We start from the raw sequence: 882 nt of genomic DNA, 5'->3' as shown, positions 1-882 counted from the left end.
CTGGACGGTAAGGCCGATGAGACGACATGGCCTCCACAACGTCCGCCACCGCTATGATCCTGGCCTCAAGGCGGATCTCCTCAGCTCGCAGCCGGTTAGGATAACCTGACCCGTTCAGTCTTTCGTGGTGCTGCAGGACGATCTCCGCCACAGGCCACGGGAACTCGATCGCGCTGAGGATGGTGTGGCCCACCGAAGGATGTGACCTGATGAGCTCCATCTCGGCGTTGTTCAACCGTCCGGGTTTGCACAGAATCTCCACTGGTATGTTGATCTTGCCTATGTCGTGAACGAGGGCGGAGTAGTATACTGCCTCCGCAACGTCCCGGTCGAGCCTCAGCTCTCTCGCAATGGCGCGGGCGAGGGCAGCGACTCGCCTCTGATGGCCTGCGGTGTACAGATCCCAGTTCTCCACTATCCGCGCGATCGCCCTGATCGCGCCCTCCGCCATCCTCCTCACTTCCGCGAAGGCCTGCGCGGGCCTATCCTCGCTCGCCCCGAGTGCTGCCTCTCGCTGCCTCCGCTCGGCGGCATCTGCCCTGATGCTCCTGTGTACTTCATCCACCCTAGCTGCATGCCAGACGATCCTCTGCAGACTCAATGAGTCGAGTTGCCCCCACACAATGCAGTCCAACGCGCCGAACCTGAAAGCAGTCTCGGCCGTCTGGAGATCAGCCGGATTGACCATCACCACCACGGGGATTGTGGTATCCACATGGACAAACCTGACGATCGCCTCTGGTGACACCCCGCCGGACTGGGATAAATCCAGCACAACTATGTACTCCATACACTCATCGATTACATGAACCGCGTCGTCAACTGCGGCAAACTGGGTAAAGGACAACCTCCCCGGAAGAAACCCAGTCGCCTTCGCCACTG

1 protein-coding gene is annotated in these 882 nt (G+C 60.2%); it reads right to left on the bottom strand.

Annotated features, from left to right (window positions below; translation table 11 throughout):
• A partial coding sequence (locus NUW23_06730) for an HD domain-containing protein (protein ID MCR4425874.1) occupies positions 1–847 on the bottom strand: 847 nt, incomplete at its 3' end.
• Positions 848–882 lie beyond the last annotated feature (35 nt).

The sequence above is a fragment of the Bacillota bacterium genome (assembly GCA_024655925.1).
Taxonomy (GTDB): domain Bacteria; phylum Bacillota; class DTU025; order DTU025; family JANLFS01; genus JANLFS01.
Note: the sequence above shows the minus strand (reverse complement) of the source record. Positions and strands in the feature narration are given on the sequence as shown.